20 protein-coding genes are annotated in these 22,904 nt (G+C 52.8%); 5 read left to right on the forward strand and 15 right to left on the reverse strand.

All coding sequences use genetic code 11. From position 1 onward, the window contains the following. Positions 1 to 408: 408 nt before the first annotated feature. From dhaM to dhaK, 3 genes are read right to left on the reverse strand one after another with little or no spacing between them, the layout of a single operon-like run. Positions 409 to 1,830 (reverse strand): dihydroxyacetone kinase phosphoryl donor subunit DhaM, encoded by a 1,422-nt coding sequence (gene dhaM / locus GC090_RS15990; protein ID WP_324020373.1) that lies wholly within the window; start codon positions 1,828 to 1,830, stop codon positions 409 to 411. A 10-nt stretch (positions 1,831 to 1,840) separates the two neighbouring features. Continuing rightward, on the reverse strand, positions 1,841 to 2,473 hold the full coding sequence (gene dhaL, locus GC090_RS15995; RefSeq protein WP_006118067.1) for a dihydroxyacetone kinase subunit DhaL: 633 nt from the start codon (positions 2,471 to 2,473) through the stop codon (positions 1,841 to 1,843). Positions 2,474 to 2,483: 10 nt separating this feature from the next. After that, entirely contained in the window at positions 2,484 to 3,554 is a 1,071-nt protein-coding gene (gene dhaK / locus GC090_RS16000; RefSeq protein ID WP_033738582.1) for a dihydroxyacetone kinase subunit DhaK, read from the reverse strand. 586 nt (positions 3,555 to 4,140) lie between these two features. Between dhaK and GC090_RS16005 the strand changes: the two genes are divergently transcribed. Together GC090_RS16005 and dhaR are read left to right on the forward strand one after the other, a co-directional pair. Continuing rightward, on the forward strand, positions 4,141 to 5,238 hold the full coding sequence (locus tag GC090_RS16005) for a glycerol dehydrogenase (RefSeq protein WP_033738579.1): 1,098 nt from the start codon (positions 4,141 to 4,143) through the stop codon (positions 5,236 to 5,238). 101 nt (positions 5,239 to 5,339) lie between these two features. Further along, positions 5,340 to 7,256, forward strand: a complete 1,917-nt coding sequence (dhaR, locus tag GC090_RS16010; protein ID WP_324020375.1) for a dihydroxyacetone kinase operon transcriptional regulator DhaR — start codon at positions 5,340 to 5,342, stop codon at positions 7,254 to 7,256. A gap of 66 nt (positions 7,257 to 7,322) precedes the next feature. Here the strand turns inward: dhaR and lpxO are convergent, their stop codons facing one another. The 9 genes from lpxO to proB all read right to left on the reverse strand — a co-directional run bounded on the left by lpxO (position 7,323) and on the right by proB (position 15,894). Then, positions 7,323 to 8,231, reverse strand: a complete 909-nt coding sequence (gene lpxO / locus GC090_RS16015) for a lipid A hydroxylase LpxO (protein ID WP_033738574.1) — start codon at positions 8,229 to 8,231, stop codon at positions 7,323 to 7,325. A 270-nt stretch (positions 8,232 to 8,501) separates the two neighbouring features. Further along, entirely contained in the window at positions 8,502 to 10,250 is a 1,749-nt protein-coding gene (locus GC090_RS16020; RefSeq protein WP_324020378.1) for a putative phage tail protein, read from the reverse strand. 199 nt (positions 10,251 to 10,449) lie between these two features. Beyond that, on the reverse strand, positions 10,450 to 10,743 hold the full coding sequence (locus GC090_RS16025; protein WP_033738571.1) for a hypothetical protein: 294 nt from the start codon (positions 10,741 to 10,743) through the stop codon (positions 10,450 to 10,452). Further along, positions 10,740 to 11,087, reverse strand: a complete 348-nt coding sequence (locus tag GC090_RS16030) for a DUF7940 domain-containing protein (protein ID WP_006118062.1) — start codon at positions 11,085 to 11,087, stop codon at positions 10,740 to 10,742. The genes GC090_RS16025 and GC090_RS16030 overlap by 4 nt, the downstream gene beginning before the upstream one ends. After that, a complete protein-coding gene (locus GC090_RS16035) occupies positions 11,084 to 11,551 on the reverse strand; it encodes a lysozyme family protein (RefSeq protein ID WP_033738569.1) in 468 nt (155 codons plus the stop codon). Before GC090_RS16035 ends, GC090_RS16030 begins: the two co-directional genes overlap by 4 nt. Before the next feature lie 187 nt (positions 11,552 to 11,738). Next, complete coding sequence (locus GC090_RS16040) at positions 11,739 to 12,017, reverse strand: transcriptional antitermination N peptide (protein ID WP_072193621.1); 279 nt, start codon at positions 12,015 to 12,017, stop codon at positions 11,739 to 11,741. 419 nt (positions 12,018 to 12,436) lie between these two features. Beyond that, a complete protein-coding gene (locus tag GC090_RS16045; RefSeq protein WP_039338546.1) occupies positions 12,437 to 13,168 on the reverse strand; it encodes a S24 family peptidase in 732 nt (243 codons plus the stop codon). Positions 13,169 to 13,527: 359 nt separating this feature from the next. After that, complete coding sequence (proA, locus tag GC090_RS16050; protein WP_324020382.1) at positions 13,528 to 14,781, reverse strand: glutamate-5-semialdehyde dehydrogenase; 1,254 nt, start codon at positions 14,779 to 14,781, stop codon at positions 13,528 to 13,530. Positions 14,782 to 14,790: 9 nt separating this feature from the next. Further along, positions 14,791 to 15,894: a glutamate 5-kinase gene (proB, locus tag GC090_RS16055; RefSeq protein ID WP_058702747.1), complete on the reverse strand. Its 1,104-nt coding sequence runs from the start codon at positions 15,892 to 15,894 to the stop codon at positions 14,791 to 14,793. 350 nt (positions 15,895 to 16,244) lie between these two features. Here proB and ompC point away from each other — a divergent pair, with 350 nt between their 5' ends. After that, on the forward strand, positions 16,245 to 17,375 hold the full coding sequence (gene ompC, locus GC090_RS16060; RefSeq protein WP_324020385.1) for a porin OmpC: 1,131 nt from the start codon (positions 16,245 to 16,247) through the stop codon (positions 17,373 to 17,375). Positions 17,376 to 17,565: 190 nt separating this feature from the next. Here ompC and crl read toward each other — a convergent pair whose 3' ends face one another. The 3 genes from crl to gpt all read right to left on the reverse strand — a co-directional run bounded on the left by crl (position 17,566) and on the right by gpt (position 19,914). Then, positions 17,566 to 17,967 carry a sigma factor-binding protein Crl gene (gene crl / locus GC090_RS16065; protein ID WP_006118055.1) on the reverse strand — a complete coding sequence of 134 codons (402 nt, stop codon included), beginning with the start codon at positions 17,965 to 17,967 and terminating at the stop codon, positions 17,566 to 17,568. Positions 17,968 to 18,086: 119 nt separating this feature from the next. Continuing rightward, positions 18,087 to 19,340 carry an esterase FrsA gene (gene frsA, locus GC090_RS16070; protein WP_324020386.1) on the reverse strand — a complete coding sequence of 418 codons (1,254 nt, stop codon included), beginning with the start codon at positions 19,338 to 19,340 and terminating at the stop codon, positions 18,087 to 18,089. A gap of 115 nt (positions 19,341 to 19,455) precedes the next feature. After that, entirely contained in the window at positions 19,456 to 19,914 is a 459-nt protein-coding gene (gene gpt, locus GC090_RS16075) for a xanthine phosphoribosyltransferase (RefSeq protein ID WP_006118053.1), read from the reverse strand. Between the two features lie 252 nt (positions 19,915 to 20,166). Between gpt and pepD the strand changes: the two genes are divergently transcribed. Both pepD and GC090_RS16085 read left to right on the forward strand, forming a co-directional pair. Then, positions 20,167 to 21,624 (forward strand): beta-Ala-His dipeptidase, encoded by a 1,458-nt coding sequence (gene pepD / locus GC090_RS16080; protein WP_133745024.1) that lies wholly within the window; start codon positions 20,167 to 20,169, stop codon positions 21,622 to 21,624. Between the two features lie 267 nt (positions 21,625 to 21,891). After that, positions 21,892 to 22,884 carry an ornithine cyclodeaminase family protein gene (locus GC090_RS16085; protein WP_133745023.1) on the forward strand — a complete coding sequence of 331 codons (993 nt, stop codon included), beginning with the start codon at positions 21,892 to 21,894 and terminating at the stop codon, positions 22,882 to 22,884. Positions 22,885 to 22,904 lie beyond the last annotated feature (20 nt).

A 22,904-nucleotide genomic window follows, 5' to 3' on the forward strand; every position in this document is an offset into this window, starting at 1 on the left:
TTGTAAGCAAGCGAAAGCATAATATCACCTGAACTATTGGAAAATTCCTGATAAAAAGAAAAAACGACAATGTATTGCATATTTAATTTACTAAGCGAAGCGCGGGCGACTTAATGCAAATTAAAAAATAAAAACCGTGACTTAAATAAAACGCAATCCTGCAGCTTTATTTTTCCGTCAGGTAAGTATGAAGTTTTCAGGCAGATTTGCTTTTATCTGGCGCTTTTCAGACGCATTAACTTAAGTTTCTGGTTTGAAATGTAAGCATTTTTTAGCCCACATTTCGTGCGAAAAAAATGCGTCGTTTGAAAAGGGAAAGGCGTGAGAAAACAGGATGCTCTGGAAAGTTGGGTTATTTTAGCGCGAAATAAAGCCCCCGAAGACCTCATCAGGGGCGAATGAAAAGCGCTAAAGACTTCTGATCTGTTGCCCGGCGACATCTATCATCAGCCTGTCCTCTGGCTGAATGATATCCAGCATATCACCCTGCTGACAGAGAAAAGCAACACCGGCTTCGCGGGCAATAATGGCAGCGTGAGAGAGCGCACTGCCCTCCCGCAGGCAAATGCCTTTTATCTGCTTCACATCCAGACTGGCGACCGCAGAGGGAAAGATGTCATCGGCAATCAGAATCGCGGGGACATCCGGTGTTGGAAGCGTAATCTCACGACCGCTAAGGTGACACAGGGTGCGGTGCAGGATGTCTTGAATATCGATAAATCTCGCCTGCAGGTAAGCATCATCCAGTTGCCGGTATTGCTGACTTAGCGCCATGAGCACCTCATACCAGGCGGATTCGGCACAGCACCGTGCCGCGCGAATCTTCTCGCAGGCTTCATTAAACATATCTGCATCATCCAGCAACGTGTGATGCCCGGCGAAAATAGCGGCTACCGCCTCGCCATAATTCGCTTCTGCCCGTTTATGCAGCGCATCCAGATCACAGAGAGTGTCAGCGATTGCCTGCTTCAGCCGTCGGCATTCCTGCTGCTCATCGGCACATGGACGCCGGTCAGGCTGCGCCAGCGGCAAGGGATAAAACACCGCTTTACCCTGCACCTGTCCCGTGTCCGGTACCGTTGTCCTGAGCGACATCGTTTCAGGTTGCTCGCCAAAATTTTCCGCCGCCAGAGAGGTGAACGCTTCCAGCGCAGCGCCCGCTTCGGGGCCACGTGCCGACAAGGTAATCTGATCGTTACAGCGCACCTGCAGCAGAGCAATCTGGTTGAGACTGTCTGGCGTGACACACTGGTTATCTTTTTTCAGTACCAACTCCGCATCAAAACCAGCCAGCGTGGTCACAAGCCGTGAAGCAGGACGGACGTGCAGGCCATGGTGATTTTTTACGGTCACCGTGACCGATTGTGCGTCCTCGTGTGGGTTAACGGTGGCGACGCTGGCCACGGCACTATCAGATGCAATACCCAGTTGTGCCTGCTTCGCCTCCAGCGCCTTCATGGCCACCGTCATCACCTTTTCGATATCGGCACCCGCCGCCGCACTGACGGTTGCCGCCAGCGTACCTTCCACCAGCGGTGCGGCACACAAACGCACTTTGGCCGCAATGGCAGGATCAAGCAGCTCAAGCGCCGTTTCTGCACTTAACAGCGCACTTCCCATGTCCATCATGACCAGAACATGATCCGCATCTGCCACCGATTCGATCGCCGCCATCACTTTCACGGGATCCGTGCCAATCGGATGATCAGGATCGTCAATGCCGGCAGCGACCGCCAGCTTGCAGCGATCGCCGGTTAACATTTGTCGCGCCAGCATCTCCACGCCGTTACCCAGCAACGCACTGTGTGACACGATCACCAGATTTACCATGTGCTTCTCCTTAAGCTTTGGCGGCGGCAGCCAGCATCTGCATCATAAACATCACCGATGTTGCCCCCGGATCCTGATGACCAATACTGCGCTCTCCCAGGTAACTGGCGCGGCCTTTGCGGGCCTGCATTGTAATGGTGGCGTGAGCGGCCGTTTCTGCCTGCTCGCAGGCGGCATCCAGCGCGGCGATGACCGACATATTTTGCTCACTGGCGTGCCGCAGTGACGCCACCACCGCAAGCCAGACATCACACATCGTTTTATCGCCGGGTTCCGCTTTTCCTCGATTCACCACGCCTTCGGCCCCTTCGCGTATCATTTGATACAGCTCTTCCAGCGTCAGGCTCTGATGTGCCTGTGTGACCTGCGCCGCCCGGATAAAGAAAGTGCCAAACAACGGCCCGCTGGCACCGCCCACATTGGAAAGCAGCGTCATGCCGGTATTTTTGAGGATAAAGCCAATATCCTTATCGGCAATCGCGGGCAGCTTCTCGACCACCTTACTGAAACCCCGGTGCATATTTAAGCCGTGATCGGCGTCGCCAATTTCGCGATCCAGGCCGGTGAGAAAATCACTTTCACGGGTAAAAACTTCACCACAGCGGTAAAGCCAGTTCACAATTTGGGCGCGGGTAAGTGACATGTCGAACTCCTTAACAGCCCCAGTTCAGGGCAGGTGTGTGTACCGGGGCATCCCACAGTGAAAGGGCCTCATCATCCACGCTTAACAGCGTGATGGAAAAGCCCACCATATCCAGCGATGTGCAGTAGCTGCCCACCAGATTTCGCGCGATAGTGATGCCGCTTTCGTCGCAACGCTGAGCCAGGCGGTTATAAACACCATACAGTTCTGACAGTGGCGTAGCGCCCAGATTATTAACCAGCGCAATCACACGATCGCCGCGGGTTAATGCCTGCTTACTGTGTTTAACCTCTTGCCAGCTTCCGCTGTTTTGATCCCAGTGACGTAGGGTACGGCTGTAGTTGCCATTCTCCAGCAGCGTGTCGAACATCTCATCGACCGTCTTATCCAGCGAGGTAAAAGTACGGCGGTCGATGCCGGGTTCGCCATGAATCCCTACACCGAACTCCATTTCGTTGTCCTGAAGTTCGAACGAGCGTTTGCCGGCGGCGGGTACCGTACAAGCGCCTAACGCAATACCGATCGAGTGGCCCAGGTTATTGAGTTTACGTCCCAGCGCCGCACAGGCTTCCAGTGAATCGCCCCGCTCCGCTGCGGCTCCAAGCAGTTTTTCAATCAGTACCGTATTCGCCACACCACGTCGTCCTGTCGTGTAGAGACTGTCTTTTACGGCCACGTCATCGTCAACCACCACTGTGGTGACTTTTACACCGCTTTCGTGCAGCAGCTCGGTGGCGGTTTCGAAGTTGAGAATATCACCGGTGTAATTTTTGATTATCATCAGTACGCCTTCACCACCGTCAATTTTCATGGCGCATTCATACATTTTATCCGGCGTTGGCGAGGTGAAAATCTCACCCGGGCAGGCACCCGAAAGCATGCCCGGACCAATAAATCCGCAGTGCATCGGTTCATGGCCGCTTCCGCCGCCCGACAGTAAGGCAACCTTTCCGGCGACAGGCGCATCGGCGCGCGTCATACAAACTGGATCCTGATGCAGCGTCAGTTCAGGATGGGCACGAGCGAAGCCTGCAAGTTGTTCACTCAATACATCTTCCACACGATTAATCAGCTTTTTCATGGGTATGCTCCGTTAGCATCGGTTTGCCGCCGCTCTTGCCTCAGCAAAAGGGACAGCATTATCAGGAGAGCGAGACGGCGAAAAGCAGCGCGTCGGTGGAGTGATTCTTACGGAGTCGACAGGAAAAAAAATGCCCCTCTTCAGCGTTCCATAAGGGAACGTTTTGCTGCGTTATTATGTTTCGTTATGAAACGTTTTATCGCACTTACGGCAAAAAATGAGAGGCAAAGCAAGAAATCGGGAACGTTGCATGTGATCAATCTGTCTGAGCGATAAGCGTTTTATCCCCTCAGGCTGGCGCGCAGTCGCGTCCTTCCTCTCACATGGGTTCCCGGTAGTCTCTTAACCGCTAAGAGGCGATCGCGATCGCAACATGGCTTTTCGAGCGCGTTTATTGTTTCAGGATGGAACATAACTGGCCGTATGGCGTTCCATATAAGAACGTTGGCGTCAAAAATATTTCCCCTCACCGTTGATCGTAAAGTGAATCGCGTACGCCGGTCATCATCCGGCTCACATCGCCAACTGAGCCAGAAAGATGCGCGCGTTCATCTTGCGAACATGTTCTTACTTGAGGGTGAAAGGAATGCCAAAAATTATTCAGTCTCCAGCGAAATATATTCAGGGCCCCGATGCCTTGTTGTCCTTTGGGGAATATGCCAAAAACCTGGCAAATCATTTTTTTGTGATTGCCGATGACGTTGTGATGAAACTGGCGGGCGATCAGGTCCTGTCCGGCCTTGCCAGCCACAGTGTGACCTGCCATGCCGAACGCTTTAACGGGGAGTGTTGCCGGACGGAAATAGAACGCCTGATGGCCCTTGTCGAACAGCATGGCTGCCGGGGCGTGATCGGACTGGGTGGGGGGAAAACGCTGGACACCGCTAAAGCCGTCGCCTGGTATCTGAAACTGCCGGTGGTGGTGATCCCGACCATCGCGTCGACGGATGCGCCCACCAGCGCGCTGTCGGTCATTTATACCGAATCCGGTGAGTTTGCTGAGTACCTGATCTATCCCAAAAACCCTGACATGGTGGTCATGGATACTACAATCATTGCCAAAGCCCCGGTTCGCTTACTGGTCGCCGGTATGGGTGATGCCCTGTCGACCTGGTTTGAAGCAAAAGCCTGTTATGACTCGGGCGCAACCAGCATGGCGGGAGGGAAATCGACCGCGGCCGCGTTAAGCCTGGCGCGTCTGTGCTACGAGACGCTTCTGGCTGAGGGCGAAAAAGCGCGCTGTGCCGCCCAGGCGGGCGTCGTCACGGAAGCCCTGGAACGTATTGTGGAAGCCAACACCTATCTGAGTGGTATTGGTTTTGAGAGCAGCGGTCTGGCTGCCGCTCATGCGATTCACAACGCATTTACCGTGCTGGAAGAGTGCCATCATCTTTATCATGGCGAAAAAGTGGCGTTTGGTACGCTCGCGCAGTTGGTACTGCAAAACAGCCCGACAGATGAGATCGAAACCGTGCTGAACTTCTGCCAGAAAGTGGGCCTGCCTGTCACGCTGGCACAGATGGGAGTGAAACACGGCATTGAAGAGAAAATAAGCGCGGTTGCCCATGCGGCCTGCGTGGAAGGCGAAACCATCCACAATATGCCGTTCCCGGTTACACCGGACAGCGTGTACGCAGCCATTGTGACTGCGGATCTGCTGGGGCAGCAGTGGCTGTCACGTTAGCCGACTGCCGGTAACCGCTGGCCCGGGTATCACGGGCACCTGGCGTCCCTCTGACCGGATCTGTCAGAGGGATTTTCTATGGTTTTCTGGCGGAAAACGTGATGACGGGTTTACCTCCCCATAGCAATAATGACGGTTCAGTGGTGATTACGCAGTCATGGCAGCGCTGCAGTAAATATATGCAACGCGATAACTGGCAGACGCCACACCAGGCGCAGGGCCTGACCTATGAATCCATATGTCGACGTAAAGCCGCGTTGATAACCCTCGGTCAGGCGACGCTGGAGGATGCATGGGAATACATGGAAAACCGTGCCTGTGCGCTGCTCATTCTGGACGAATCAGCCTGTATTCTGACCCGCTGCGGCGCGCCTGAAACGCTGATGCAGCTTGACGCATTAGGCATGCGGGATGGCAGCTATTGTGCGGAAAGCATTATCGGTACCTGTGCCTTATCGCTGGCGGCGCTTGAAGGTCAGCCCATTAAGACCCACGGCGAACAGCACTTCAAACGGGCCCTTCATCCCTGGTTTTTCTGCTCAACCCCAATATTTGATAATCATGGTCGCTTATTTGGCTCCATTTCTCTGGCCTGCCAGGACAAGACGCAGGCATCGTCAGATCTTTCTCTGACGTTAGCCATTGCCCGTGAAGTGGGCAACTCGTTACTGACGGACACTTTGCTTACCGAGTCCAACCGCCATCTGAATCAACTCAATGGCCTGCTGGAAAGCATGGATGACGGCGTGATGGCCTGGAACGAGCAAGGCGTGTTGCAGTTTCTCAACGCCCGGGCCGCACGGATGTTGCATCTGAATGCGCTGACCAGTCAGGGAAAAATGCTGGCGGATTTGGTGATCCTGCCTGCCCTGTTGCGTCGGGCCATCACCCAGGTTCAGGCGCTGAAGCATGTAGAAGTCACGTTTGAAAGCCAGCACCAGTTTGTGGATGCCGTCATTACGTTGAAACCGATTGTTGAACCCCAGGGCAACAGTTTTATTTTGCTGCTTCATCCGGTTGAGCAGATGCGCCAGCTGATGACCAGTCAGTTAGGCAAAGTCAGCCATACGTTTGAACAAATGCCTGAAGAAGATGCGGAAACACGACGTTTGGTTTGTTTCGGCCGTCAGGCCGCAAAAGGCCGCTTTCCGGTCTTACTGTGTGGGGAAGAAGGCGTGGGGAAAGAGCTACTCAGCCAGGCGATTCATAATGAAAGCGACCGGGCGAGTGGTCCCTACATTGCGGTTAACTGTCAACTTTATGCCGACAATTCCCTGGGAGAGGATTTTACAGGCAGTGCGCCTGGCGAGGATGAAGATGGCCGGTTAAGCCGACTGGCGCTGGCCAGCGGCGGCACGTTGTTTCTGGAAAAGATTGAATATCTGACTCCCGCTCAGCAGTCTGTGCTGCTTCAGGTCATTAAACAGGGCGTACTGACCCGGCTGGATGCCCGGCGGCTTATTCCTGTTGATATCAAAGTGATTGCCACGACGACCACTAATCTGGCCCATCTTGTGGGACAGAATCGTTTTAGCCGTCAGCTTTATTACGCCTTACATTCCTTTGAAATTGCCATACCGCCTCTGCGGGCGCGCCGTCACAGCATTCCCTGTCTCATTAACAACCGGTTGCGCAGGCTGGAAAAGCGGTTTTCATCACGTTTTAAAGTGGATGACGAGGTTATCACGCAGTTAATGCAGTATGGATGGCCAGGCAATGACTTTGAGCTCAACAGCGTAATCGAGAATATTGCGATCCGCAGTGAAAATGGCCATATCCGGCTAAGCAACCTGCCTGAATCACTGTTTTCTGAACAGGCTGATAATACTGCCGGCACGGCGTTGTTGCCGGATGATTTGTCTTTTCGCGCCATTGAAAAAGAAGCGATTCTTCAGGCAGCCCGAATGACGCACGGCAAGGTACAGGCTATGTCGGCGATGCTGAATATTGGACGCACCACCTTATGGCGAAAAATGAAACACTATGCGATTGATGCCAGTGAGTTCAAACTAAAGTAAGGGCTGTCGGTTATATTCGCCAGCCAATGAGGCGGTCAGTCTGCGCCTGACCGCCTTGTTATTTTGCTACATCATACCCGGGACAATGATCGCCAAAAAGATCAGGGCAATTAAGCTATGTTTTACCCAGTAATAAAGGGTCCGGTTACGCTTTTTCAGCTTCTGTCCGGCATCGCGAACAGCATTAACGTATTTAAAAATCCGGTTAATGAATCCCGTTTTGTCATTCTCATCATTGGGCGAGGCGGCTGCCGACATTAATGTATTGCCAACCCAGTGATTAACCGCCTGTGCCCAGCGCCATTTCATCGGCCGCTCAATATCGCAGAACAGAATAATGCGCGTTTGCTCGCTTTCATTCTGCGCCCAGTGCACATACGTTTCGTCAAAAATCACCGCCTGACCATCGCGCCAGCTATGGCGCTGGCGATCCACTTCGATGAAACAACGGTCGTCATTGGGCGTCACCAGGCCAAGGTGATAACGCACCGATCCCGCGTAGGGATCGCGGTGTTTACCTAAATGACTGCCTGCAGGCAGTTCTGCAAACATGGCTGCTTTGATGGACGGGATCTGACTCACCAGTGCCGTGGTCACAGGACACAGCTGCTGTGCTGAAGGGTGCACATCGCTATACCACTTAAGGTAAAAACGTTTCCAGCCACGTTTAAAGAAGGTGTTAAAACCTGCATCATTATGGCTTTGTGCCGCTTTGATGTGATCCTGAAGCCGTATCGCCTCCTCACGGATAACCTCCCAGTTATCGGTAAGCTGACGAAGTTCAGGAAAATCATCCGTTGGGAAATAAGGCTGTTTTGCCGGCAACCTGGAGAAGCCCGTCATAAACATATTGATGGGCGCCATAAAGGTCGAGTGATCAAATAACTGACGTGAAAACTTTTGCTTTTCTACACCGCGTGAGTGCGCATAGATAACGCTAATAATAAAAATACCAATGATAATGGCAGCCACCATACAACGTGTTCCTTGTGTTGCAAGAATGGAGTGTTTCTTGCGAAGAGTTATTGGGACTTTAATTTTTAGTATTGAAACGTAAAAATTTTTGTCATGCAGTGCGCTTTGCGTTATCACTCATGGCGAATAACGGCAGGTTGTTTAGTAAAGGTTTATAAAAAGGAAGCGATCTGTCCGAACAGCGCGTCAGATCATCGCAATAACACTTCAACATCTGCCAGCATGTAAATAAATGTCGCGAGGCCGAAGCCTCGCGAATGTGTATGCATGCTAATCGTAATACGCTACCTTGCGATCGACGCCGTTTATATTCATCAGCACAAATCCGGTCGGCGTTGTTTTATTTGTCGGCGAGCCTTCTGCGGTCGCCAGGGTTACCACCCCTTTTTCATTGGCACCCAGCCCCGCTACACCATTGTGAAGACCAAAGCGCGCAGCGGGTTTTAGCGTCCCGACTTTTGTGACGTCATCAACCTGAGACATATCACTCTGGAAAAGTGAGCAGGATCCGGTGTCAAAGCGCGTCGGCCCGGTGGTTTTCAGGTTAAACATGGTCTCACCGCTGTTAGCGCGCAGCTTGACCCACACGCCAGCATAGGTGGTGCCCACCCGGTTGTAGCGAATATCCATAACAGCAGGTTGACCCATGTGGCAGGCATCCGCCCAGACGGTATCCAGCCGTTGTAGGTTGATCCACGTTTTCCCTGTACCCGGCATGTTAACGGGTGACGTAGCAGTCCCCGAAGGCGTGGTGTTATCCGCTTTGCCAATCAACTCAATAACCCATTGCTGATTGGGGGAAGGGAAAAACACCTGGCCCAGGCGATACCAGTTATCCGTCGCAGTATTATTCACGACTTTATAGCCACTGAAGTACCCTGCCCGTAGCGATCCACTCATAAACGTGCCGTAGTTCTCGTCGCGGCGATAGCCATACTCGAAAGTAGAAAGCCATTTGCCCGTGACCAGATCCTGGCTGAGCTTTGCGCCCGCCTGCAGGTTAATATGGCGCATTACCACGCGCGCATTATTGAGGATTAAAGGTGCACTACAGTCTTCGACGTTGAGCGTATCAATTGTCCAGCCGCCATCAGACAGATCGCCGGGATTACGCGTATGTTCAATCCACACGTTGCGCATAATCGCCTGTGTCATGCGCGGCATATAAAGCGTGGCATCGCCATAGCCTGTCTGGAAATTCGCGTTGCACAATTCAACCGCCGTGGAGTGATCCCACACGCCATTGGGCGAATTTGACCAGCCAATATCAAACACCCGTGAGTAGGTGGTATTGGTGTAGATTTGCTCAAACTTACTGTCGAGCGTGTCCTGCAGTTTAAAAATCGTGCCGCCACTGCGCTGGCCGCGAAAACAGCTAATATTGACGATTTGCCCTTCCACACAGATATTTTCAAAGAAAGGCTGAGTGTTGCTGCACATCTCAGGGGTGATGGTGGCTTTATTGGCAACAATATCCGCGCTGGCTTGCCCGTCCCAGGTGATACCGCGGATCGTCGTCCTGCGGGCTTTAACCTTAAACAGCGTATTGGCGCTTTTGTCGGAGATAAGGGTTGTGCCAGGCAGAGAACCCAGCGCCAGGTCATCGCCGGCCAGACCAAAGAACGGCATTTCTGTATCACTCAGGTCCATTGGCATGATCAGGAAACGTCCGCCGGGAAAACGGACCGGTAAACCTTTCATATTTTGGCTGTAAGTTTGTGACCAGCCAAGAATACGTTTAAACGCATCGGTGTCATCGGTTACGCCATCGCCTTTCGCGCCAAAATGCAGGATGTTAACTTCACGTGGATCGTTAATCGAACGCTTCCAGTAAAAGTTATTGCCAACGGCGACTGTACCGCCATCGTCTTTTAACGTGGTGGTGCCGGTGAATCCCACAAAATCACCGCCGCCCCGGAAACTGGAGTCTTTGTCGTAGTAGCGTTTTAACACGGCAATTTCACCTGCTTTTGACGGCATGGTAGTACGCAGCTCAGCAAATGAGTTGACTTCAATCATGATATCCTCCTCAGGATAAGGGTTTATAAATCAATTAGTTAACTATTTTGACGATGAGGGGTGCCCACAGAGCGCATCCCAGAGATCGTTATGGGCATTGATGGCGCGCACAGTGCGAATGTCTGCCTTCTGCGCGTCATCGCCATGGGTGTAAATAGGGGAAAAGAGAATGCAGGCTGAATCGTTAGAGATGATGGGTTCAGGGCTGGTTATATTTGGACTGCTGCAACTTGTCGCGAGCAGCAGCATCATCAAGATTGAGGTTATCAGTCGCCACACGCTTCGCCTCCTCACTATTGTGTTGCTGTTGATGAGTAATCTTCGTCAGGCGGTCTGCCTCTTGCCTGGCCCCCTCGGCTTCTGACTGCGCCTGCTGTTGCACCTTGCCAATTTTTTTGCCACCAAAGTAACTGGCTCCCAAAGCCGCCATCAGCGCACCCAACGCAGCCAACCAGTGCCAGCCGCCGTTGGTTAACAGAGAAAAAAACGTCATGACTCCATCTCCTTACTTTGCCGTTTTTCATTGAGCAGGGTTTTCTGGCGAACAAACTGCGCAATCACGCCCATCGCCACCATGAAGGCACCGATAAGACCCAGATAGTTGTGGGGAAGAATGCTTTTTACGTCCTCCGGTAGCGTTTGCCAGGCATTGAGCGCAGAAGACGGAAACGACTGAACCCAGGCACTGAGCATCGATCCCAGCGAGGCAAGCCATACAGACCAGGTTTTAAACAACAATTTGGCGTGAGAAACAAACTGAAGCGTGGTGAAGCGCTGCATTAACAGCAAAATAATAATGACGCTTAACACCGCGATAATGAAAAGTAACCATCTCATAGTAACCCCCGGTAGACGTCATAGTTTCCGCTGCGCATCACTTCGGCATGACGCCGGACACGGCCCGGTGTCTGCCGCGCCCACAGGCTGTTGAGCATGGCCTCACCGGCCTCAACAAAGTTTTCCTGAGCAATCGCGTTGAGCATGTTTTTAAACTGCAAAATGCCATCTACGCCAAGCTGATAGGCCATACTCATCAGAACATCGGTACGCGCCTCATTACATTTCTCCAGCGCCAGCTTAATGGGCGCACGGCTTTGCATATCTGTGATCTTGTTTTCCAGAATGCATTGCTTCCAGACATCCCCGACCCGCCGGGGAACCCGCATGACATAGTTACTTAGCGATGCGCCTTTCGGGCCAATACGGATGCCGCCTGCAACGGTAGGAAACCCCAGCGTATCGAGATACGGCATTTCTGCGTAACCCTCTTCAAAATTCAGAATTGCAATAATCTGGCTCATAAAAACTCCTCATAGACGATGCAGACATAACCGACCGGACTGACAAAACATAAAACAAACTGATTAGTGCAGGGATAAACGCAGCGGCGATGTCGGGTGAACATGCAGCAGCATTGAAGCATTTACAAAAGGTCAGAAAGGATGGAGATGTCTGCGACAGGCGTAAAATCAGTGACGAAAAATTCGTTCAACGGACCGCATAGAGATGAACATGTGGCAGGCAGCAATTATCAAATCCTGATATCTCCTGGCTTCTCAGGCGCGGTGCGGCAATCGCGCGATCAACAGCCGATATCACTTGCCGCTGACAGATTTGCTCTGCGCGGCGAAGCGTGCGGGTTTCGGGTGGACAGTTAAGTGCTTCGTCAATACTGTGTTTGAGACGGTTAAGAGGTTGACGCCGCTGATGACGGCGAGTTCGTGCATTGCCTGTAAAAACGCTTTTGCCATACTGGATTATCGCCATAACTCCTCCTGTGAATGAGTCTTTGGCGATAGGGTGGCAGGCAAGCATTTTCGCTCCGTTGAACACGCCTGAACGTCGCGGAATGCTGTTCACAGGCACTCCTCCCGGCTGAATAATCAGTCAGGTGGAAGGGTAAGCAAAGGGTTCGGGCGGCATCTGATGACACTGCACGGTACGCATCCACCCCATCCCAAAGCTCATTAGCGTTGGGGGGTTGATTCGCGCTTGTGCAGCGCCTCAATTGTTTAAGAGCGTTTCATCCTGGAGGTAACAACTTTCTTCGTCCCTGCTCAAATTATTAACAGGTTCTTATGCTTTATCAAACACCACTGGTTAATTTATTTTTTACCATAAGTTAACTTTTTGAATTTAGACCGATTATTTTTTTCACTTAAGGATCATCAGTCTGACTGAATTGCCTAACCCAGAATATGATACTGCCTGGCCTGGCTCATGATCACCTTTGCCAGAACGGTTAAACTGCCCGCATCATTCCGGTCCAGATACCAGGTTTCGTAACGTTTATTATCTGAGATAACAGCAATTCTTTTATGCTGCAGTTGCAGGCGTTTGAGGTAAAGTCTGTCGTCCAGCGTAAAGATGTAGATGCCATCTCCGTCGAATGTCTGCACGCTAATGTCCACAAACAGCTGATCCCGTGGGGCAAATGTGTCTGACATGGCATCGCTGTTCATTGCGATTAACCGAATATGATCGGCCGGGCGGCCGCTGAACAAGATGCGGGCTTCCTCCTGCCCGTATTCGATAGCCTTAATCGTTTCAACGAAGTCATCCCCGACGGGAACCCCCATTGCTGACGTTTGCCCCAGGTCAAAACTGTTAACGCGAAACGTGCTTTTTTGGCACGGCATATCCTGCAGTAAATACGGTTCCGGGGTCTGCTCCATGCCATATTGCAACCATTCTACTCTGACACCCAGTAACTGGCTGAGCGCCAGAAGATTGCCGTTATCGGGCACGGACTGCGCGTTAAACCATTTCCACACGCCGGGTGCGGAAATCTGACAACCCTGCTGTTGCAGCGCACAGGCGACCTGCTTATTTCGGCCATGACCGGTGATGCCCGCACTTTCACACGCGGCGATCAGCCTGGCAGTGAACGCTTGTTTGATACTCTCTTTTTTAACCATCAGTTAATAATCAACCATGAAAGAGGTGCTGAATGTTATTTTCGTTATTGCTACCAGTTCATTTTATATTACCGCCCGTTGACTACCTAACGGCATTGCCAGGCATTTTTGATTATTGTTAACCGTTATTATGCCAAGCGAAGCATAAAATCAGGCGCTAAGCCGCGTCTGACCTCACCTTTCAGTAATCTTGTGTAAAAAATTGCGCCCTACCTTCATCGTTTCTGATGAACAACCTCCCTCTTACTGACTAAAAAGCGGCCAACAGGCGAAAAACTCTACCATTGAGTGGTGCGAAAAAAGCCATCTAAAAAAAACGGGAGCCTGCACAGGCTCCCGTTTTATTCACTAAAATGCGGTTATGCACGCAGGCTGTCGTCTCCCCAGCCAATCCATTTATAGGTCGTCAGCGCCTCCAGGCCCATTGGACCACGGGCATGCAGTTTTTGCGTACTGACCGCGACTTCCGCGCCCAGACCAAACTGTGCCCCGTCGGTAAAGCGCGTGCTGGCGTTGACGTAAACAGCAGACGAGTCAACCTGCTTAACAAAGCGCGCGGCATTTTGTGTGCTGCGTGTCAGGATAGCGTCTGAGTGCTGCGTGCCGTGCTCGCGAATATGCGCGATAGCTTCATCCATATCGGCAACCCGTTTAACGTTGAGATCAAGCGACAGCCATTCATCGTCGTAATCGCCCTGTTGGATGGCGGTAACGCTGGCCGGTCCCTGCTGCAGTTCACTCAGGATACTGGCATCAGCATGCAGCGGAATGTTCTCCTCTGCCATGCGGGCCATAAAAGCGGGCAGAAAGCGCGCCGCCATGGCCGCGTCGATCAGCAGCGTTTCGAGGGAGTTACAGGCACTCGGACGCTGCTTCTTGGCATTTACGATGATATCCAGCGCGGCGTCGATATCCATCGTGTCGTCGATATACATATGGCAAACGCCAATGCCGCCAGTAATCACCGGAATAGTGGAGTGTTCGCGACAGAGTTTGTGTAGTCCGGCGCCCCCTCGCGGAATCAACATATCCACATAGCGGTCCAGTTTTAGCAGTTGATTGACCAGTTCCCGATCCGGATTCTCAATCGCCTGAATGGCAGCTGATGGCAAGCCGTGCTGCTGCAAAGCGTTTTGTATTACCCGGACGGTAGCCGCGTTCGTCCGCCATGTCTCTTTCCCTCCACGCAGGATGGCCGCATTGCCGGTTTTCAGGCACAGGCTCGCCACATCCACCGTGACGTTCGGACGCGCTTCATAAATGACGCCGATCACCCCTAACGGCACCCGGCGGCGCTCAATGCGCAAGCCGCTGTCCAGTAAACCACCATCGATCACCTGCCCTACCGGATCGCCGAGCCGACAAACCTGGCGAACATCGTGGGCAATCGCACTGAGGCGCGCGGGCGTCAACGTCAGGCGATCGAGCAATGCGGCGCTCATGCCGTTCTGCCGCGCCTCAGCCAGATCCTGCTCGTTTGCCGCCAGGATCCCCTCGCTTTCTGCCTCAAGCCGATCGGCGATAGTCAGCAAAACCTGATTTTTTTCTGCCGCAGACAGATCCGCCAGTTTCCAGGCCGCGGCGCGCGCCGCCTTTCCCATTTCTTCAAGCATGTCTACTCCTTAACTGACGATCATGTCGTCGCGATGCACGGCAACCGGCCCGTATTCGTAGCCCAGAATCTCGCTTATCTGTTGACTATGGTGACCCGCAATCATGCGCATCGCATCACTGTTATAGCGCGAGACGCCGTGCGCAATATCGCGCCCCTGCAAACTGCGGATACGGATCACTTCACCACGGGAAAAATTCCCCTGAATCTCGCGGATCCCTTTTGGCAGCAGCGAACTGCCGCGCGCAATAATCGCAGCAAGCGCACCGTCATCCACGGTGATCTCTCCGGCGGGCGGCGCACCGAAAATCCAGCGTTTACGGTTTTCCAGCGGCGTCTGCTGAGCATGAAACAGTGTACCGACGGGCTTGCCCTCAATCACATCGTTGATCACGCCATGACGACTTCCGGCCGCAATAATGACATCAATACCGGCCCGGCAGGCGACATCGGCAGCCTGCAGCTTCGTCGACATGCCGCCCGTGCCCAACCCGGATACGCTTCCGCCCGCCAGTGCGCGCAGTGCGTCGTCAATGATATGCACATCGCTGATTAACTGGGCATCCGGATTACTGCGCGGATCGGCGGTAAACAATCCCTGCTGATCGGTCAGTAACAACAGTTTGTCTGCCCCGCCCAGCATTGCCGCCAGCGCAGAGAGGTTGTCATTATCGCCCACTTTAATTTCCGCCGTGGCAACGGCGTCATTTTCATTGATGACCGGCACAATGTGGTTGTCCAGCAATGCCCGTAAGGTATCGCGGGCATTGAGGAAGCGTTCGCGATCTTCCATATCAGCACGGGTCAGTAACATCTGCCCGATATGAATACCGTAAATAGAAAACAGCTGTTCCCACAACTGGATCAGACGACTTTGCCCCACCGCAGCTAACAGCTGCTTTGAGGCGATGGTAGGCGGCAGTTCGGGGTAACCCAGATGTTCACGACCGGCCGCCATCGCGCCGGAGGTCACAATCACAATACGATGGCCGGCGGCGTGCTGCTGCGCGCACTGACGCACTAATTCCACCATATGTGCCCGGTTTAACCGACGCGAACCGCCGGTAAGCACGCTGGTACCCAATTTGACCACAAGGGTCTGACTGCCACTCATGTTGTCCTGCCGTAAAAAATTTCTGTGAACCGACTTTTTAACAGGTGCGGTGAGGGAAGCCAACAGCCAGTAAGGGAAAAGCTGCAAATTTTGCAGAGTGCGGAGTAGACCAAAAGTTCCCCTTTAACAACAAAACATAAAAGTTGTCATAAAAACTTCACCATTCATCGGTAAAAAGTCGGTGTTTTACAAATATTTTCACTAATGCCTCAAAAGTTTTCTTGATGTAACAAGGCGGCAAATGAATGCCCCCTGGTGCGTTCACTGAGCCATCAGAGAATAAGGCAGCCCTGCCTGCAGCAAGAAAATAGTGAGGATATAAGCATTTTACTCATTGGGATTGATAGCAAATGAAGAAAAGTACACTGGCAATCGTTATCTCTGCTCTGGCGCTGACCTCTGCCGCTCAGGCCGCTGAAGTTTATAACAAAGACGGTAACAAGCTGGATTTCTACGGCAAAGTAAAGGCTAAGCATTATTTTAGTGATAATGCCGGTGCGAATGGCGATACATCTTATGTCCGTATTGGCTTTAAAGGCCAGACACAGATTAACGATATGATGACCGGTTACGGTCAGTGGGAATATCAGTATAACGTTAATAACTCCGAAGGTTCCGACGCGAACAGTGGTAACAAGACCCGTCTGGGCTTTGCCGGTCTGAAATTTTCTCAGTACGGTTCATTTGATTACGGTCGTAACTATGGCGTGCTGTATGACGTTGAATCGCTGACTGACGTCTTCCCGGAATTCGGTGGTGACGGTACAGCCCGTGCGGATAACTTTATGGCGCAACGCGCAACGGGTGTAGCAACCTACCGCAACACCAACTTCTTTGGGCTGGTCGACGGTTTGAAGTTTGCCCTGCAGTATCAGGGTAAAAACGATGACAAGAGCGTTAACGCGCGCGGTGTTGGAACATCAACCATTGATACGAGAAGCCAGAATGGCGACGGTTACGGCGCGTCACTAGGCTATACCATTGCTGATTCTGGCGTGAGCATTTTAGGTGCCATTACCTCTTCCGACCGTACCAATGCTCAACAGGCTGGCACCTATGGTCATGGCGATAAAGCGACATCATGGGGCACGGGCCTGAAATATGATGCCAACAGTATTTATCTGGCCGCGATTTATACCGAAACCCGCAACATGACGCCTATCAGTGGAACAAACCGTGTCGCTGGCGGCTCCGTTTCGGGCTCAGCCAACAAAGCAGAAAACCTGGAGCTGGTTGCGCAGTATCAGTTTGACTTCGGCCTGCGTCCTTCTATTGGCTACGTGCAGACCAAGGGCAAAGATATCGAAAACGGTATCGGCAACGAAGACCTGGTTAAATATATCGACGTGGGCGCCACCTACTACTTCAACAAAAACATGTCGACGTTTGTTGATTACAAAATTAACCAACTGGATAAAGACAACAAGCTGGCGCTTAACAACGATGACATCGTTGCTGTCGGCCTGACCTACCAGTTCTGATGAATCTGAGCTTCGCCTGACGAGAGAGGCTGTCGAAGGAATGACGGCCCGCGTGATGGAGAGGTTTAGTGCTTTACCCTCAATGTGAATGTGTCTGTTAAAAGGGCGAGTGACCATCACTCGCCCTTTCCTGTAGGGCAATCTGAGCGGGATCGATCCTGACAACAAAGCCCCCGCAGGGGCTTCAGTTTCAGGCGCTGAGTTTTATCGGTTTTTCATCGAAGTCACTGGCGGGCACCAGATCCAGTTCAAACTCTTTCAACGTCTCTTTTAAACGGCCATGGAAATTACGCAGCGTTTCTTCCACGCGGGCTGAATTATCTTTGCCCTTGATCGTGGCGACAGACCAGTCGCCCTCTTTATCAAACAGGCCAATATGATACACATAGGTAACGTGATCGGCTTGCGCTTCCAGCTCCATCCACCAGCCCCAGAACTCTCGCAGCTCAGGCGCAGGTTTAACATTTACGCAGGCAGCCAGGCAGTCGAAGAAGAAGCGATTTTCACTACATTTTCCATCGCGTATGTAAGGTCCCAGTTCCGTGAAGCGTTTAAGCAGGCGACTGCGGGGATGACCACTCGGTAACGTCATGCTAATTCTCCATTAGGACAGGCTTTATATCTCGAACCGCAGCAGCCATGCTGCATTGTCTTGCAACGATCCGAATGATTCCAGCTAGTAGTTGTAGCAAACACTGTCAATTTTGCCAGCTATCTTTTTAAACGTTGTGCCAGCCAGTCGCAGATTTCATTCAGGGCGCTATCGAAACTGGCCGCTACCGGTTTTACCGGAATTAACAACGCTTTACCTTGTGCTGAAGAGCTGGCAATCAGTTTGCTTTCCTCCTCAGGGCTGAAGAGATCGTTGGACCAGTATGCTGACAGCATGGGCGTGGCAGTTCGACGTCCCAGTAGCCCCTGATTTTTCAGCGAGTAGCTGAGCAGTTCCGCCCGCAAGGCGCTGTCTGTACTGCCTGCCATGCCAAGTCGGCTGGCCAGCATGTCCATATACATATCCGGTACTTTGTTTTGCAAGGTATTTTGTGTCAGCAGGCTGTGCACGATGGGCCCGAGACAGGCTACGGCTCGCAGACGCGGCGCTTCCAGATAGGCAAGACGAACGGCGACATTAGCACCGAAGCGAAAACCCAGCGCCGCTACACGCGTGTGATCGATCCACGGAACAGAAGCCAGATCGCGCAGCACCTGCTGATGCAGAAAGCTGGTATCCTGGCTGAGCTTACACTTAATGGTGTTCCCGACGGACGGCATATCCAGCGTCAGCATAGCGATGCCGCGCGGCGCAAGATAATCGTGGAAGAGACGATAGTGGTCAGTTTGCAGCGAGTCCAGCGCACCGCAAAACATCACGGTCGGATAAGGGGCTTCCACGCCAGGCGGCATATGCAAAAAGCCGCTGACGGGGCTGCCCCCTTCAATGTGGAAGGTCAGCGTTTTGAGTTCCCCGGGTAAGCGGCGGGTCGCTTCTTCATAAGCGCGGCTGGCCAGGGCCTGCGCCTGATCCGCCAGTTCATCGCCTTTAATATAGGGGTACGCGGCCACACTGTAGAGATGAGACGCGTGCAGCCAGTCATGCCCGGCCTGGTCGTGGGCGTCCTCTTTCGCGTCCAGTGCACGTTGTTGCCAGCGACCTGCCTGTCTGCTCCACTCGTAGTTCCAGTTACCGTTGCGATAACCTATTACCGTATCCAGTAGCGCAGGGTTGGTGTGCTCAACATCGCTGATTGCAATACGTGCCAGTACCTCGCTGATCTCCTGCGCGGGCACGCCCCGCCATGTCCACATCAGCTTATTAAGCATCCGATACCAGCCGCGCCGGCTGTCGCCATCCAGGGCAGAATGCACTTCATGCGTGGCATGCCGACGCAGGCGTACCAGCGACGACGTTTCGGGATGTTTAAAGCGAGGTTTAAACAGCTCAACGCTCAGGTTTTTGCCAGACATATCACCTCTCTAACAACACAGACAGCAGCAGTTAAGTTTACTGTACTGCACGGCAAGTCGCGAGGCGCAGAAAGCACAACGCCCGGAAAACCGGGCGTTGTTTGTGTTGCGTCAATCAGCCTTTGACAATCGGTGGAATATAAACCACGCCCATGTCCCATGGCTGTTCGATCCAGGTGTTCTGCGGAATATCAACGATATAGTCGTCAACCAGCGCACGTCCGGCAGGCTTTGCAAAGATGGTGCAGAAGCGCGCTTTCGGATACATCTCACGGATGGCTTGTGCGGTACCGCCGGTATCCACCAGGTCGTCAATCACGATAAAGCCTTCACCATCGCCTTCGGCGCGTTTCAGGACTTTCATTTCACGCTGATGATCGTGGTCATAGCTGGAAATACACACGGTATCGACATAGCGAATACCCAGTTCACGTGCCAGCAGCGAAGCCGGTACCAGACCGCCGCGACTCACTGCAATAATGCCTTTCCACTGTTCAACAGGCAGCAGGCGTTGAGCCAGTTTACGGGCATGAATCTGCAGCATGTCCCAGGTAACGACGTATTTTTCGCTCATAAATAGGAATCCCAGCCAGTCAGTGTGGCTTAAAAAATGTGCAACGGGGAAAAGGTTGCGCGAGATTATAAGGACATGACGCGCTAAAAACCAGCACCTGGCGGCTGGTTGCGGTTTTTTAGCGCGGTGAATGACACACAGAACGAAAAACAGTGATATTCTCGCCCTATCTCGTCAGTTCACTGACGGCGATCTTTCACTGGAACTTCGCACTGTCCGGCAAAGCCGGCGCACTGACACAGGAGACTTGTCGTGTCTGAATTGTCTCAACTCTCTCCACAGCCGCTGTGGGATTTTTTCGCCAAAATCTGCTCGATTCCTCATCCCTCTTTTCATGAAGAAGCGCTGGCTAACTACATTGTTAACTGGGCCAAAGAACAAGGCTTCTGGTGTGAGCGCGATCAGGTCGGCAATATCCTGATTCGTAAACCTGCGACCGCCGGTATGGAAAAACGCACGCCCGTGGCCCTGCAGGCACACCTTGATATGGTGCCGCAGAAAAATAACGATACCGTTCACGACTTCACCAAAGATCCTATTCAGCCGTATGTTGATGGCGAATGGGTGAAAGCGCGCGGGACGACGCTGGGCGCCGATAACGGGATTGGTATGGCGTCGGCCCTTGCGGTACTGGCGGACAACAGCCTGACCCATGGCCCGCTGGAAGTCCTGCTCACCATGACCGAAGAAACCGGTATGGACGGTGCTTTTGGTTTACAGCCAGGCTGGCTGCAGGCTGACATTTTGATCAACACCGATTCGGAAGAAGAAGGTGAGATCTACATGGGTTGCGCAGGCGGCATCGATTTCATCACAACCCTGCCCCTGACGCGCGAAGCGGTTCCTGCCGGTTTTGAAACCCTGAAGTTTACCCTGAAAGGGCTGCGTGGCGGTCACTCGGGTGCGGATATTCATATGGGCCTGGGGAATGCCAATAAGTTGCTGGCCCGTTTTCTGACCGCGCATGCGGCAGAGCTGGATCTTCGCCTGATTGCGTTCACCGGCGGTACACTGCGCAACGCGATTCCTCGCGAAGCCTTTGCAACCGTTTCTGTCGACAGCAGCAAAGTGGATAACCTCAAATCGGCCGCCGCCAGCTTCCTGGCTGCGGTACAGAATGAGCACGGTGTGAAAGAGAAGAATATTGCTTTTGTCAGCGAGCCGGTTGCCCATCAGGACGAGGCGCTGAGCCGTGAAAGCCGCGATCGCTTCCTGAATTTGTTAAACAGCACCCCGAACGGCGTGATCCGCAACTCTGATGTCGCCAAAGGCGTTGTGGAAACCTCACTTAATGTGGGCGTTGTGACGATGGATGCCGACAAAGCGGAAATTAACTGTCTGATTCGTTCGCTGATCGACACGGGACGTGATTATGTGGTGCAGATGCTGACCTCACTCGGCCAGCTGGCGGGCGCGCAGACCAAACCAAAAGGCGGCTATCCTGGCTGGCAGCCCGATGCCGACTCGCCCATCATGGCCCTGACGCGTGAAACCTATGTCGCCCTGTTTGGCAAAACACCCAATATTCAGGTGATCCACGCGGGTCTGGAATGTGGCTTGTTTAAAAAGCCCTATCCCAACATGGATATGGTCTCGATCGGCCCGACCATCACAGGTCCGCACTCCCCCGATGAGCAGGTCCATATCGAAAGCGTTGGCCTGTACTGGAAGCTGCTGACTACACTGCTGAATGTGGTGCCGGAGAAATAAAATCCGTACGCCATAAGATTAAGGGCTTATGTTCTGCATAAGCCCTTTTTTTTTTGCGCCTCGCTCGCCTTTCCGCCGTCGCACTTGCCCGAGCATTAGCTTTCGTCACCCGTCGCTAAAACAGTTTAAAGCGTTTCTCCGGGGTGCAGATTGGCATTTTCTGTTGCAACGCCAGTGTAATAATGTCGGGAATCCCTCTTTTCCCGACCGCGTTTTAACACCATTGCGCTAGTCGGGAATCGTTCGTCTGACACGACCCGAGGACGCATGAAGACCTTATTACTCACCAAAGAAGATGTACGACAGCTCATCAGCATTGATGATGTCATTGAAGCCGTCGACGAAGCCTACAGGGCCTTTAACGGCGGCCTGGTGGAACAGCCTGACTATATCGGCCTGCACCTGCCCGCCCCCCGTGGCGAGATTGATTTTAAAACCTGCTATTACCGCACCAACGAACTGATTTCGATGAAAGCCTCCTCCGGCGGTTTTTCAGAAAACCCGTCCCGTCCTGGTCTGCCGGGCGGTATGGGCACGATCATCCTGTTTGATGCCCAAAGCGGCGCCCTGTGCTGTGTGATGGACGGTAGCCTGATTACCGGTCTGCGAACCGGTGCGTCGGGCGCTGTTTCCGTCCGAGCACTGGCACGTAAAAATGCCAAAAAAATCGCCGCGATTGGCACTGGCAATCAGGCGAGAATGCAAATCCAGGCGATCGCCCGGGTAATGGATATTGAGGAAATCCATGCCTGGAGCCGAACGCCAGCCACCCGTCAGGCTTTCAAAGCGGACATTGAAAACACCACAGGTATTCCGGTCATTATCGCGGACAGCTGTCAGGCGGCGGTCGGGCAAGCCGATATTCTTATCACCACCACCCGGGGCAAAGGTCCGCTGATTGAGGCCGACTGGATTCTGCCCGGCACGCATATCATCGCTATTGGCACCGATCAGCGCGGTAAACAGGAGTTTGACCCGCAGATTTTTGGTCGGGCAAAAGTGATCGTGGATTCCCTGCCCCAGTGCACGCAGAAAGGAGAAACCTGGCATGCGCTGGACAGAAATATCATCAGTGAAAACGCGATCCATGCCGAAATCGGGGAAATTTTGTCCGGGATGAAACCGGGCCGGGAAAACGATCGGGAAATTACCTTCTTTGACTCCACCGGGCTTGCCATTCAGGACAACACGACAGCCGGGCGCATTTACCGCAAGGCCCTTGAAAAAGGCTACGGAACCGGATTTGCATTTTTTGAATAACGTTTCGTTCAGACGAAGGT

This window comes from Pantoea sp. JZ29 (assembly GCF_035190385.1).
Taxonomy (GTDB): domain Bacteria; phylum Pseudomonadota; class Gammaproteobacteria; order Enterobacterales; family Enterobacteriaceae; genus Pantoea; species Pantoea stewartii.

What these genes read in the sequence shown, in the direction of transcription:
- dhaM (WP_324020373.1), bottom strand. Translation starts at nt 1,830, where the DNA reads ATGGTAAATCTGGTGATCGTGTCACACAGTGCGTTGCTGGGTAACGGC.
- dhaL (WP_006118067.1), bottom strand. Translation starts at nt 2,473, where the DNA reads ATGTCACTTACCCGCGCCCAAATTGTGAACTGGCTTTACCGCTGTGGT.
- dhaK (WP_033738582.1), bottom strand. Translation starts at nt 3,554, where the DNA reads ATGAAAAAGCTGATTAATCGTGTGGAAGATGTATTGAGTGAACAACTT.
- GC090_RS16005 (WP_033738579.1), top strand. Translation starts at nt 4,141, where the DNA reads ATGCCAAAAATTATTCAGTCTCCAGCGAAATATATTCAGGGCCCCGAT.
- dhaR (WP_324020375.1), top strand. Translation starts at nt 5,340, where the DNA reads ATGACGGGTTTACCTCCCCATAGCAATAATGACGGTTCAGTGGTGATT.
- lpxO (WP_033738574.1), bottom strand. Translation starts at nt 8,231, where the DNA reads ATGGTGGCTGCCATTATCATTGGTATTTTTATTATTAGCGTTATCTAT.
- GC090_RS16020 (WP_324020378.1), bottom strand. Translation starts at nt 10,250, where the DNA reads ATGATTGAAGTCAACTCATTTGCTGAGCTGCGTACTACCATGCCGTCA.
- GC090_RS16025 (WP_033738571.1), bottom strand. Translation starts at nt 10,743, where the DNA reads ATGACGTTTTTTTCTCTGTTAACCAACGGCGGCTGGCACTGGTTGGCT.
- GC090_RS16030 (WP_006118062.1), bottom strand. Translation starts at nt 11,087, where the DNA reads ATGAGATGGTTACTTTTCATTATCGCGGTGTTAAGCGTCATTATTATT.
- GC090_RS16035 (WP_033738569.1), bottom strand. Translation starts at nt 11,551, where the DNA reads ATGAGCCAGATTATTGCAATTCTGAATTTTGAAGAGGGTTACGCAGAA.
- GC090_RS16040 (WP_072193621.1), bottom strand. Translation starts at nt 12,017, where the DNA reads ATGGCGATAATCCAGTATGGCAAAAGCGTTTTTACAGGCAATGCACGA.
- GC090_RS16045 (WP_039338546.1), bottom strand. Translation starts at nt 13,168, where the DNA reads ATGGTTAAAAAAGAGAGTATCAAACAAGCGTTCACTGCCAGGCTGATC.
- proA (WP_324020382.1), bottom strand. Translation starts at nt 14,781, where the DNA reads ATGCTTGAAGAAATGGGAAAGGCGGCGCGCGCCGCGGCCTGGAAACTG.
- proB (WP_058702747.1), bottom strand. Translation starts at nt 15,894, where the DNA reads ATGAGTGGCAGTCAGACCCTTGTGGTCAAATTGGGTACCAGCGTGCTT.
- ompC (WP_324020385.1), top strand. Translation starts at nt 16,245, where the DNA reads ATGAAGAAAAGTACACTGGCAATCGTTATCTCTGCTCTGGCGCTGACC.
- crl (WP_006118055.1), bottom strand. Translation starts at nt 17,967, where the DNA reads ATGACGTTACCGAGTGGTCATCCCCGCAGTCGCCTGCTTAAACGCTTC.
- frsA (WP_324020386.1), bottom strand. Translation starts at nt 19,340, where the DNA reads ATGTCTGGCAAAAACCTGAGCGTTGAGCTGTTTAAACCTCGCTTTAAA.
- gpt (WP_006118053.1), bottom strand. Translation starts at nt 19,914, where the DNA reads ATGAGCGAAAAATACGTCGTTACCTGGGACATGCTGCAGATTCATGCC.
- GC090_RS16085 (WP_133745023.1), top strand. Translation starts at nt 21,892, where the DNA reads ATGAAGACCTTATTACTCACCAAAGAAGATGTACGACAGCTCATCAGC.